The sequence below is a fragment of the Rhodococcus koreensis genome (assembly GCF_900105905.1).
Classification (GTDB): Bacteria; Actinomycetota; Actinomycetes; order Mycobacteriales; family Mycobacteriaceae; genus Rhodococcus_F; species Rhodococcus_F koreensis.
Genome location: NZ_FNSV01000006.1, coordinates 1 through 11,832, shown reverse-complemented (window position 1 = coordinate 11,832; position 11,832 = coordinate 1). Strand labels below are relative to the sequence as shown.

At 62.7% G+C, this 11,832-nt stretch carries 11 protein-coding genes and 2 pseudogenes; 5 read left to right on the top strand and 8 right to left on the bottom strand.

Annotated elements, in window-relative coordinates:
• Window positions 1–900, bottom strand: coding sequence for a phosphogluconate dehydrogenase (NAD(+)-dependent, decarboxylating) (gene gnd, locus BLV94_RS46130; protein WP_072949733.1), 900 nt, complete (start codon window positions 898–900; stop codon window positions 1–3).
• A gap of 222 nt (window positions 901–1,122) precedes the next feature.
• On the opposite strand from gnd, the gene zwf reads away from it, so the two are divergent.
• Entirely contained in the window at window positions 1,123–2,643 is a 1,521-nt protein-coding gene (gene zwf / locus BLV94_RS46125; protein ID WP_083395990.1) for a glucose-6-phosphate dehydrogenase, read from the top strand.
• Window positions 2,644–2,803: 160 nt separating this feature from the next.
• On the opposite strand, the gene hxlA is transcribed toward zwf, so the two are convergent.
• The 4 genes from hxlA to moaA form a co-directional block, all read right to left on the bottom strand.
• Window positions 2,804–3,433 (bottom strand): 3-hexulose-6-phosphate synthase, encoded by a 630-nt coding sequence (hxlA, locus tag BLV94_RS46120; RefSeq protein ID WP_072949731.1) that lies wholly within the window; start codon window positions 3,431–3,433, stop codon window positions 2,804–2,806.
• Window positions 3,434–3,479: 46 nt separating this feature from the next.
• Entirely contained in the window at window positions 3,480–4,061 is a 582-nt protein-coding gene (gene hxlB, locus BLV94_RS46115) for a 6-phospho-3-hexuloisomerase (protein ID WP_072949729.1), read from the bottom strand.
• 313 nt (window positions 4,062–4,374) lie between these two features.
• Complete coding sequence (locus tag BLV94_RS46110) at window positions 4,375–4,587, bottom strand: MoaD/ThiS family protein (protein WP_072949727.1); 213 nt, start codon at window positions 4,585–4,587, stop codon at window positions 4,375–4,377.
• A 40-nt stretch (window positions 4,588–4,627) separates the two neighbouring features.
• Window positions 4,628–5,689 carry a GTP 3',8-cyclase MoaA gene (gene moaA / locus BLV94_RS46105; RefSeq protein ID WP_072949724.1) on the bottom strand — a complete coding sequence of 354 codons (1,062 nt, stop codon included), beginning with the start codon at window positions 5,687–5,689 and terminating at the stop codon, window positions 4,628–4,630.
• 419 nt (window positions 5,690–6,108) lie between these two features.
• On the opposite strand from moaA, the pseudogene moaC reads away from it, so the two are divergent.
• The 3 genes and pseudogenes from moaC to BLV94_RS46090 form a co-directional block, all read left to right on the top strand.
• Window positions 6,109–6,531: pseudogene (gene moaC, locus BLV94_RS46100) on the top strand (cyclic pyranopterin monophosphate synthase MoaC); the annotation flags it as partial.
• Between the two features lie 200 nt (window positions 6,532–6,731).
• Window positions 6,732–7,220: a molybdenum cofactor biosynthesis protein MoaE gene (locus tag BLV94_RS46095; RefSeq protein ID WP_072949722.1), complete on the top strand. Its 489-nt coding sequence runs from the start codon at window positions 6,732–6,734 to the stop codon at window positions 7,218–7,220.
• A 132-nt stretch (window positions 7,221–7,352) separates the two neighbouring features.
• A complete protein-coding gene (locus tag BLV94_RS46090; protein ID WP_072949720.1) occupies window positions 7,353–7,967 on the top strand; it encodes a helix-turn-helix domain-containing protein in 615 nt (204 codons plus the stop codon).
• A 48-nt stretch (window positions 7,968–8,015) separates the two neighbouring features.
• On the opposite strand, the gene BLV94_RS46085 is transcribed toward BLV94_RS46090, so the two are convergent.
• The 3 genes from BLV94_RS46085 to BLV94_RS48160 form a co-directional block, all read right to left on the bottom strand.
• Window positions 8,016–8,981 carry a nitrilase-related carbon-nitrogen hydrolase gene (locus BLV94_RS46085; RefSeq protein WP_072949717.1) on the bottom strand — a complete coding sequence of 322 codons (966 nt, stop codon included), beginning with the start codon at window positions 8,979–8,981 and terminating at the stop codon, window positions 8,016–8,018.
• Between the two features lie 185 nt (window positions 8,982–9,166).
• Entirely contained in the window at window positions 9,167–9,826 is a 660-nt protein-coding gene (locus BLV94_RS48165) for an MFS transporter (protein WP_167372256.1), read from the bottom strand.
• Window positions 9,766–10,383: an MFS transporter gene (locus BLV94_RS48160; protein ID WP_083395980.1), complete on the bottom strand. Its 618-nt coding sequence runs from the start codon at window positions 10,381–10,383 to the stop codon at window positions 9,766–9,768. The genes BLV94_RS48165 and BLV94_RS48160 overlap by 61 nt, the downstream gene beginning before the upstream one ends.
• 532 nt (window positions 10,384–10,915) lie before the next feature.
• Here BLV94_RS48160 and BLV94_RS46075 point away from each other — a divergent pair.
• Window positions 10,916–11,832: pseudogene (locus BLV94_RS46075) on the top strand (helix-turn-helix transcriptional regulator); the annotation flags it as partial.

Below are 11,832 nucleotides of genomic sequence, written 5' to 3'. Positions count from 1 at the left end.
TCACGCGATCCCGGCCGGTGCGGCGCGGCGAATGGCGTGCCCGCCGAATTGCTGACGCAGCGCGGAGACCGCCTTCATCGCCGGTGAGTCGTCCTGGCGGGAGGCGAATCGCGCGAACAGTGCGGCAGAGATCACTGGGGCCGGCACGGCGTGTGCAATCGCTTCCTCGACGGTCCATCGGCCCTCACCGGAATCCTCGGTGTAACCAGAAATTGAAGACAAGGCAGGATCCTCGGACAGCGCCTGGACCAGCAGGTCGAGCAACCAGGAGCGGACGACCGTCCCCTGCGACCAAGCCCGCAGCACGGCGGGCACATCCTGGATCGACTCCTCGGCGGCGAGCAGTTCGTAGCCTTCTGCGTACGCCTGCATAAGTCCGTACTCGATGCCGTTGTGCACCATCTTCGCGTAGTGCCCGGCACCGACCCCACCGGCATGCACGAATGAGTCAGCCCGCTCACCGTCCGGCCGCAGTGCATCGAAGACTGGAAGTAGGCGAGTGATGTCGGTCTCGTCGCCACCGGCCATGAGGGCATACCCGTTCTGTCGTCCCCAGACACCACCGGAGACGCCGCAGTCGACGTAGTGGATGCCGTGCTCGGCGAGCAGAGCTGCATGAACGTGGTCGTCGGTGAACCGAGAGTTCCCGCCGTCCACGACGAGATCTCCAGGCGAGAGAAGGTGGGAGAGCTGCCCGATCACCTCTCTGGTCGGCTGACCGGCGGGGACCATCACCCATACCGCACGGGGAGCGGGCAATACCTCGACCAGTGCCTCCAGGCTGGCCACGTCGCTGACCTCAGGATTCGGGTCATAGCCCACCGCATCGTGCCCTCGGTCCCGTAGCCGCTCACGCATATTCGATCCCATACGACCGAGTCCGACCAATCCCAGCTTCATCGTCACCGTTCCACTCTCGACACCGATCTTCTTTTCTGGTCTATGTCTACTGCGGGAAGGCGTCGACTTCACCTGACCGGGTGGAGAGCTGCTACTAGCCGGCTGACCAAGTGCATTACCGCCGAGTCCCTTTGACACTGGTATCTGACGCATTGTCTGAATGCGACAGGAGCGACGCGAAAAACGGAGTGCAGCAAAGTGACCGTGTCTGATGTGCAGGAGATGTCCCCACTGGTCGGCGCGAATAGCAGCCGGGCCGGCGGGTCGGTGCTGGTGGGTGAGGCGGGGAGGGTTGTAGAACCCGCGTCGCTTGTCATTTTCGGTATCACCGGTGATCTGTCCCGCAAAAAGTTGATCCCCGCGATCTACGATCTTGCGTACTGTGGCCAGCTACCCCCGGACTTCGACCTTGTCGGATTCGCGCGGGATGCCACGAACATCAAAATTCGATTGCGCGAATCGGTAATCGAGCATGCCCGGACCCCGTTCGACCCGGTGATTTGGGAAGGGTTGATTGCACGTTTGTCGTTGGTGGAGGGAAGTTTCGATGACCTCGATGCCTTCGCACGGTTAGCCGCGGTGCTCGTTGACCTCGACCATCGTCGCGGCAAAGTCGGTAACTACGTGTTCTATCTTTCGGTTCCACCCTCGGCCTTCGCCACGGTCTGCAATCAGCTCGCCGAGATCGGACTGAACCGACCTCAACGCGGATGGCGGCGGGTAGTGGTGGAGAAGCCATTCGGCCACGATCTGTCCAGTTCCCGCGAGCTTGGGCAGGTCCTGGAACAAGTGTTTCCACCGTCATCGATCTACCGGATCGACCATTACCTGGGGAAAGAGACGGTTCAGAACATCCTTGCTTTGCGATTCGCGAACGGGATGTTCGAACCGCTGTGGAACAACCGGCACATCGACCACGTGCAGATCACCATGGCCGAGACTGTCGGTGTGGCCGGCCGCGCCGGCTACTACGACGGAGTTGGGGCCGCGAGAGACGTCATCCAAAACCACTTGCTGCAACTCTTGGCGTTGGTCGCGATGGAAGAACCGGTGGCGTTTGACGCCGATAGTATCGCCGCGGAGAAGATCAAAATTCTTTCCGCTGCCGAACTCCTCGGTCCACTGGCGCAGACCTCAGCTCGCGGACAGTACGGCCCCGGGATGGCGAACGGTCACCCTGTCGTCGGGCTGACCGGGGAGGCAGGGTTTCCGCTCGAGTCGACGACTGAGACCTTTGCTGCCTTGACCGTCGGTATCGGCACCCGCCGGTGGGCGGGGGTGCCGTTCTACATCCGCACCGGAAAACGTTTGGCACGGAAAGCCACTGAGATTGCTGTCACCTTTGCGCCGCCGTCGCATGGTTCTGCTGCCGTCCGTACCACTGCGGTCTCCAACGTTCTCGTTTTTCGAGTGCAACCTGATGATGGGATCGAATTGCACATCGGCGCCAAGCGCCCCGGTGGGGGCATGGACATCCAACCGGTCAGCCTAGGCATGGACTTCCGCTCTGTGTTCGACCAAGCCCCCGAAGCGTACGAGCGGCTGATCTGTGATGTATTTCGCGGGGACGCCACTCTCTTTCCCCGGCGTGAGGAAGTCGAATACTCCTGGCGCGTCATCGATCCGTTGCTGCAGTACTGGGCCGACAACGGTCGCCCGGATGTATACCCGGCAGGATCGGCAGGACCGGCATCTGCGGACCGGATCCTCACCGAGTCGCAAAGGACGTGGCGGTCGCTGTAGTTCACGCATCACGAAGGGGGTTCGGCCGGGAGGGCAACGGCCGAACCCCCTTGTCTTGACGACGACATGGCCCTGGCCGGCCTCGACTCCGCTCACGAATGGTGCCATCGCGCAAGAAGGCCCTGGACAGGGGAGACTGTCCAGGGCCTTTACCAATCGCCTACTTGGCGAGTGCGTCCTTGAGGGCCTTCGCTGCAGCGGCAGGGTCGGCGGCGCTGTAGATGGCGCCACCGGCGACGGCGACGTCCGCACCTGCATCACGCACGGCCTTGATGGTGTCGACCTTCACGCCACCGGCGACCGAGAACGGGACACCGGCGATCTTGCCGTCGTCGAGCAGGGTCTGGATCGAGTAGCCGGGCTGGGCCTGCTCGTCGAGTCCGGCGTGGATCTCGACGAACGCGACACCGAGCTTGGCGATCTCACGGGCCCGCTCGACACGGTTCTCGACACCGATCAGGTCGGCGACGACCTTCTTGCCGTGCTTCTGACCGGCCTCGACGGCACCCTTGATGGTGGCGTCACCGGCGGCGCCGAGGACGGTGACCAGGTCGGCACCGGCGGAGAAGGCGAGGTCGGCCTCGAGGAAGCCGGCGTCGGCGGTCTTGAGGTCGGCGAAGACCTCTTTGTCCGGGTGCGCCGCCTTGATCGCGCTGATGGCACTGAGGCCGGCGCTCTTGATCAGCGGCGTGCCCAGCTCGATGATGTCGACGTACGGGGCCACCTTGTTGGTCAGCGCCAGCGCGTCGGCGGTGGTGAGCAGATCGACTGCAACCTGCAGCTTCGTCATGTGTTTCTCCTGGTTATCTTCTTGGGGGGTTTGGGATCAGGGATGCTCAGCCGATGTTGGCGTGGCGCTCCCACAGCCGTTCGGCGGTCTGGTCTTCGCTGCTCCACAGCGCCTGGAAGAGGGCGTCGAAGGCGAGGATCACGGACTGCTCGAACAGGCTGCCCGCGTACTGCGCGGTGATGGCGGCGCTGTGGTCCTGCTTGTCGGCCGCCGGGAGCACGAGGATTTCGTCGGCCCGCTGCGCGAGCGGCGACTCGGCGGCGGTGGTAACCGCGACGACGGAGGCGCCGACCTTCCTGGCGGTATCGGCGGCCCCGATCACCGACGCGGTGGTCCCGGACCCCGACACGGCGATCAGGACGTCGCCGGATCCGACGGCAGGGGCGGTGACCTCGCCGGCGACATGAACCCGCAGGCCAAGATGCATCAAACGCATCGCAGCCATCTGAATGGCGAGTCCACTTCGGCCGTTCCCGATGACGAACACCGAACGTGCGGACGTGATCAACTCTCCGGTTCGGTCCCACTGCACGGAGTCAACGGAATTGAGCAGTCGCTCGTTCTCGTCGAGCACAATGCGGCGTCCATCATTGAACCGTGTGCGGGTCTCCTCGACGGTGACGGTCATGATCCTCCTCGATTATTGCGGTAGCGCCTAAGTAAGGCTGCCCGGCGGGGGGCACAAGGTCACCTCCTCCGCCGGGCAGTCCGCACTAATCGATCGGCCAGTGCGCAAAGTGAGGAAATTTGCAGCCAAGACTGTGCGCGGCCACCTCCTTCGGTGACAGCGCACCCAACTACGCGAGCGTCCTGTGACTGGGCTGCCCACGCTGTGAGGCGGCGACGAGAATAGATCGCAAACGAAGGCCACGGGCCACCATAGCCATCACCGGGCACAGAATTGGAAGCTGATGTCGCTGTGAGTATTCCGCTCCCTGGTGTCAGCCGCCGGCGAATGGGGGCAACACGTCGATTCTGGGGCCGACTGCTCTGTCTAGGTCTCGGGTGAGTTCGGAGTCGACAATGAAGGCAGCCACCGACAGCACACGGGCCATCGCAGCGCCGTGCCGATCGACCAATAGGGCCTTGAGTACACTCAGGGTCGCAGAGTGGGGGAGATCGACGGTCTCGATTGCTATTCCAGCCGCATCCATCGCTGCGGCGAAGTACCGAACCTCGATCCCCGACGAACTGTTATCCACCGATGGCTCCCATGCTGCGTTGCGGCGGGGTGAAGTCCGCCTTCGTTATTCGGTGTCCCGCCCACTTGTTCCACATCGTTCCACGCCATAACGCCACGAGTTCCTCGTCGTTCGCGCCACCGCGGATAGCCGTACGCAGATCTGTTTCTTGATCACTGAACAGACACGCGCGCACGGTGCCTTCCGAGGTCAAGCGCGTGCGATCGCAGTCCGAACAGAACGATCGCGTCACAGACGCGATGATTCCGACAGTTGCCGGTCCATCGTTGACCGCCCACCGTTCGGCAGGCGCGGACTGGTCCTCGCGATCGGTCTCGGTCAGCCTGAACCGAGCCGAAAGCACGGTGAGCAATTGCTCTGCTGAGACCATACGAGATCGAGCCCATTCGTGGTCGGCATCGAGCGGCATTTGCTCGATGAAACGCAGCTCGACGCCTTCGTCGAGGCACCATGCCAAAAGATCCGCTGCTCCGTCGAGGGTCTGCGGCATCAGTACGGCGTTGACCTTCACAGGTGTGAGCCCGGCCGCCTTGGCCGCACGAATCCCGTCTAGGACCGAAGCGAGTTGGTCGCGCCTGGTCAGCTGAGCGAACTGCTCGCGACTGACTGAATCGAGCGAGATATTGATCCGAGTCAAGCCAGCATCTGCGAGTGCCTGGGCACGATGGGCGAGTCCTACCGCGTTGGTTGTCATTGCCAGCGGTATTCCCGGCGCTGCGTGAGAACAACCAGCAATGATGTCCTCGAGGTCGCGGCGCATTAGCGGTTCGCCACCGGTGAATCGGACCTCCCGGATCCCGAGTCGGTGTACCGCAATGGCGACGAGGCGAACTATCTCCGCGGCGGTGAGAAGTTGCTCGCGCGGGATCGGAGGCAGACCCTCTTCTGGCATGCAATAGGTGCAGCGTAGTGAGCATTTCTCGGTGATCGACACACGGAGGTCACGCGCGATACGCCCGAACCTGTCCAGCAGGTCCGGAGTGTCGGGGCGGTCCGAGATACCCGTGGCAGCCTCGGATCGTACCCCTGGGATTCCGACATTCACCGCGGTCATAGCCGATGTCCTCCATTGGTTCGTCAGTGCCCAGGATGCGTCGTCACCGCAAGGAGCGGGCAGGTAGCCGCACCGCTGACAGCGGCGGATGGCGTTCGCGGACAGCGGTTAGTCGTCTGCCGCTACGGGTGTTCGCAACACAGTGCCCGAACCATCATATGGCAGTGGGATCGCGAAGGTCTGAGGAGTAGGCGCTGTGCGTGACGTACGAGTGATTGTCCGCGTTGCTGATCACGCGAGTGATACCGTTCCGCGGTCGAAGCCTTCAAAAGGATCTCGTCGGAGAGCACCGGCCGCTGACACAATTTCCGTTCAAATCACTCGTGAAAGCACCTCCAGCTGTGAACCCACTCCGCAACGTTCCGCTCGCAGCGGACTTCCCCGCCCTGAGTCACGTCGACACGAATGGCCGGGCACGCATGGTCGACGTCTCCGACAAGGCAAACACCTATCGCAGTGCACGGGCCGCCGCCGAGCTGCGGACCACCGCCGAGGTGGTCGCTCTGGTACGTGCTGAAAAGATGCCGAAAGCCGACGTGCTCTCCACGGCGCGCATCGCAGGCATCACCGCGGCCAAGCGCACCTGGGAACTGATCCCCCTATGTCATCAACTTGCCCTGTCTACGGTGAAGATCGAGTTCGCGTTCACCGACCGCACTGTAGAGATCGAGGCGACGGCAAAGACTAAGGGCCCTACGGGCGTTGAGATGGAGGCTCTCACCGCAGTCGCAGTCGCAGGGCTGACGCTGCATGACATGGTTAAGGCAGTCGACCCGGCCGCGAGCGTGGATCGAGTGCGATTGATGTCGAAAGAAGGTGGAATGAGCGGCAGTTGGTGTCGGTGCGCATCAGATGAGACTGCTGTGGCCCCGATGACGTGGCCTGCATCCTGCGCATGTCGCTCTCCGGGGGCAGAGGAGGATCATCTGTTGGACGCCCGTGATTGAGATGCTCGGTTCACAACCCGAGTGTCACGGAAAGGCTGGCAAGTGGTGCGCAACCAGTTCTCCACCACTGCTGTCGCCATGTGAAGGAGAGACTGATGGGTACATTGCTGGCACGGATCTCTGTCGAGCCGCTCGACTCCGGTGCCGTGGCCGCCGCGGTGTCCGGTCCCGAGGCCGGGGCCGTCGTACTGTTCAGCGGTGTCGTGCGCAACCACGACGGCGGCCGAGACGTCGACTTGCTCGAGTATCAAGCACATCCCGACGCGGAAACGTACCTTCGGCGGTGCTGCGAGCGTGTGTCCGCAGTGCACGGATTTCCGGTGGCAGTGGTGCACCGAGTGGGCGCGCTCGGTGTCGGTGAGCTCGCTCTGGTGGCTGCTGTTGCCGCGCCGCACCGGGCCGAGGCCTTCGAAGCGTGTGCGGACCTGGTCGAACGCATCAAGTGCGAGGTGCCGATCTGGAAGCGTCAGCGGTTCGCCGATGGGATTTCCGAGTGGGTAGGGCTCGACGAGTGCGTGCAACCGGAGCATTCACGTCAGGATCCACCATCGCTCGCCATTCGGCCATCTCGTTCCGGCTCCTGACGCTTGAGTAATCATCGGCACAACAGGTCCCCTTTTGCACTCGCACCGTCATTCCTGCACCTGCAGTGCAATACTTGATAGCGACAGTCGACACCTGCTCCATCCGGGGCGTCACGAGGAGCGGAGAGGCATATGGCCACCGATTTGGAGCCGATCATGGATGATCCAGCTGTGGAGCCGGGCGCAGCGGACGATTCGCTCGATGAGGTGCTCCTCAGCGTAGGACAGCGGGTCCGTCACTACCGCAGGCTCCACAATCTGACACTTCAAGATCTCGCGGCGGCGACGGGGCTGAGTGCCTCGATGATCTCGACTGTCGAGCGCGGGCAAACAGGAGTGAGCGTCGCGACCATTCATTCGATCGCGCAGGCACTCGATGTGAGTATTACGGCGCTGTTCCAGGCCGCGGGCCCCGGCGATCCAGTAGTGAAACACGAAGATCAACGTCGTGATCTCACCAGCGGTGGTGCCTGTCGAACCCTTGCGATCACGGATCCAGACATGCGGCTCGAGTTCTACGTGTACGACTTCGAACCCGGTACCGCGAGTGCCAGCGCCCCCACCACTCATCATGGTGTGGAGTACGGCATCAACTTGTCTGGGAGTATCTCCGTGGAAATCGATGGGCGAGAGTTCCCGTTGGCGCCTGGCGATGCCGTTCAGTATTCGACGCAGGTTCGGCACCTTATGAAGAACACGGGTGACAGTCCTGCGAAGGCGGTCTGGCTGAACATTTCCCGTCTATGACCGCGTTGTTGCTCATTGGGCAGGGATCGCACGTGGCAGGGCCGAAATTCAGTCGGGCTGCTGTTTGAAGAGGGGGGAGAAGATTTCGGGGCGGTTGTAGTGGCCGGCGAAGTCGAGGATGAGTTTGGGGACGATGACGTCTTCGAGGTCGATGTCGGCGAAGAGCAGTTCGTCGTCGGATCCGGAGCCGTCGGCGATCACGTTTCCGCAGGGGTCGAAGACCAGGGCGCCCTTCTTCAGTGCCCGCTGCTCGGTGAGGAACTGACGCTGCTCGTCGGTCTCGGCGACGGCCTCGATGTAGCCCTCGGGGATTCGTGAGACCGCGGCCACCACGAACGACTTGAGGGTGTAGGCGCAGCCCGCGCCGGCGGTGGTGATCGCGTGGTGCATCGGGAAGTAGGGGTGGAAGTAGTACGGCCACGAGGCGACGTGCACGACCGGGTAGGACAGTGCGGCTGCGTACTGGCCGAGCGGGTTGGAGTTCTCCCCGCAGATCAGGCCGGAGACGGCACCGAAGTCAGTCTTGAACGCGTTGACGAACCCGGTGGTGCCGGGGCGGTGCACGAACCGTTCACCGGTGGTGGGCACGTACTTCTGGTGTTTGCCGGCGATCTTGCCGTCCCGGGTGATGTGGACCTGGGTGTTCCACATCGTTCCGGTGGTGCCGTTGTAGCGTTCGTTGATTCCGACGACGGCGTTGACGTTCGCGCGCCCGCACGCCTCGGCGATCGCGTGCATGTGCTCACCGTCGACCTCGACCGAGTGCTTGAACAGTTCCTTGTCGAACCCGCGTGCCTTCGGGCCCTCACCGATCGTCTCGTACCAGTTCGGGAAGGTCGGGATGTAGGCCTCGGGGAAGCCGATCAGATCGGCGCCGCGGGCGCCGGCCTGCTCGATCAACTCGATCGACTTCTTCGTCGTCGCGTCCAGATTGAGGAACACCGACTCGGCCTGGACACCGGCGACGCGGATCTTGCGGAACGTCTGACGTTCGGGAAACACCTTTGTAGACATGATGACCGACTCCTTGTGGATAGTTTACTGCCGTACTGCACGAAGAGTCGCGCGGCGGCCAAGGTTCCCTGCGGCGGTCACGCAAGAATGGCTGATCCGAGCTCATCCGGATCTGAACAGGTGACCTCGGTGAGGAGGCGCCGGGGATTTGCTCTGTGTCCGTACCGGGACAACGTCTGCTGGTGTCAGTCCCAGACGTGCCCGGGTTTTGCAGCCCGGAGGCCGGATATCGCCTGAATTATCAAGAGGCCGAGCAAGATCATCAGTACCGGACCCCAACTGTCGGTCATGTCCCGTAATAGACCGAGCAAGACCGGTCCCGCGGCAGCAACGAGATATCCGACGGCTTGTGCCATCGCTGATACAGCTGCTGTTTCGGCGGGATGCGTCGTGCGCAGGCTGAACAGCGTCAGCGCGGTGACAAGGGTCAAGCCCCCGCCTGCGCCGACAAGAGCCGCCCACACCGCGGCGAGAGTCGGCAGCGTGAGTATTCCGATGATGCCGATAGCCATGACGGCGGTGGCAACGACGACAATCGCTCGTTGGCCTGGACCGCGTAGAAGCAGGCTGGCACCGAACACCGTCGCGATCAGGCTTGCGCCCTGAAGGTATGACTGATGCAGGCTCGCATGAAGCGCGGTGATGCCGTGCTCCTGCTCGATCGTGGGGAGCCACGTGATCAGCACATAGAACACCGTCGCTTGCATGCTCATGAAGACTGCAAGGTGCCAGGCCAGTGGGCGACGCCACGGCCGGCGTCGGGCTCCGGTGCGGCGCTGCGCTGCTAGTGGTTTCCTCGGTGGGACGTGTTCGGTGCCAAAGACGCGGAGCCCCAGAAGATGCACCCTCCGATCGCAAAAAGGACGGAGGACGCCAGCGCGAGCCGCCAGAGGTCGCTGCTGATGCCGATGATTACGGCTACGGCTGCGGTGGCGAGTGCCGCCGCACCGCCCTGGACCGCGGAGTACGTCGCAGTAACGGGGCCGACGCGGTTAGCGAAGTCTCGCTTGATAAGGGCGGGCGCCACCACATTCAGCACGCCGATGCCGGCGCCCAGCAAGCCCGTTCCTACCCAGATCCAGATAGGTCCTGGAAGGGAGCGGAGCGCGATCCCGGCCGCTACTACCGCCAGGCTCATCAGCACTGTCCGGTTGATCCCGAAGACTCGGGAAATGGCAGGTGCCAGCGGCGAGAGTACTGCGTAGCACAACAGCGGGATGACGACGAGACCCGAAGACAACGCAGCGGACCAGTTCAGTTCGTTGATGATGCTCGGAAGGGTGGGGCCGACTCCTGCGGTGGAGGTGCGCATATTGACGGCGATGAGGACGATGCCGAAGAGGGCGGTGCCCGTCCCGGTTGCAGCTGCGACAGATGGAGCAGTCGTTTGAGTTTTCGTCACGCAATCACCCTCCTAAATTTTCACTATCAGTGGAAATTATACATCGGTAATGAAGTTGTGAGTTGTGATAATGACCGCATCACGAGATCGTGTGGCTGGGGTTGCGGCGTATCGGGCTCTGAGGTGAATCGCATTCGCAGCCGTGTGGGGTAGTGCTCGTGCATAACGACAGCCGAACTGTGGTGGACTCGACTCGGCTCGGCTCGCCTCGGCCGGCAAGTCTGCCGCGGCGGCATTTCGGTCGAGGGTGCCGTTCATGGGCGAGGCTCGCCGATATCGTGATCGCGACGTGCCGTTCAGGCGGGTGCGTGCGCCTCACTAGGCTGGGTCGGGCAGAGAAGAGCCTTCATGTGTGAGGTGATCTTGGTGCGCCGCACTTCGTTTCACGCCCCATGGACGTCTGGCACCTCCCCGTTCGGCTAGTTCGGGTTGATCGTTTGGCTAGTATCTATTTCACCGGCATTGGAATTATTATGTCGGGGTGATAATCGCTGAGGGTGGAGCCGGGCCACAGATTGAGGCCTGGACGGAGATGCGGAAGGTGATGTCCGGGTCCCTGCCGGATATCGCGACCCGGTTCTCCCGCTACCTGTCCCGGCTGTGCCCGCATCACGCACTGATAATTTTTACTCGCGAATGCGCTGGTCGTCCCCGCAAGGTCGCTGGCACGCCGGAGATTGTCGGACGGGTGACTATCGACGAACTGGACGTCATCAAGCAGACGTTGGCGTTCGGTGGTGTCTTCGACGGCACTGCCGAACTCGCCGGCACCAGTCGTCGAATCCTGGCGGTGCGTGACCAGGTCGACACGTTACTGGTTCTCGTCCCGAAACTTTCCCCACCAGACGGGGTGACTCTTGCCGAGATCGCCGCGATCTTCGGGATTGTCGCAACCTCGATTCGGCAACAGGTCGTGCAGGCCAGCCCCGATTATCTCGCGGAGTCGCGTGCGGCGTCGAGTGAGCGTGCCCGCACGATCGCAGAATTGACGGAACTTCATGAGGCGACACTGTCGTCGATCCTAGGAACCCTACGATCGAACGACCTTGATGACAGGCGATCACGCATCACCGCGAGCGAAACTGCCGTAGCCGCGTTGATCGCACTGCAATCTGCCGGAGCGGCGAACCGTGCACTGTCCGAAGAAGCGGTAACAACAGCCTTCGCTCGCCTTCAAGGGGAGTTGCGCCCGCTCCTACGCCACCGCGACGTTGATGTCGACTACGTAGAGCCCCCGCGGACGGGCGGCCGCTCCCAGGTGAAATCGCGCACGCAGCACGAGCAATGGTACGGACGGTCGTCCTTGCATTCGGTGCACAACCGACGCTCCCTCGACTGCGGATCGCGTGGGACTGTGACGGCAGCAACGTCTTGATAGAGGTACGCGACCAAGGACCGGGTGCCATCGATCGAAACGGCCTCATGCGCCAACTCTGCGGGCGCCTGCAT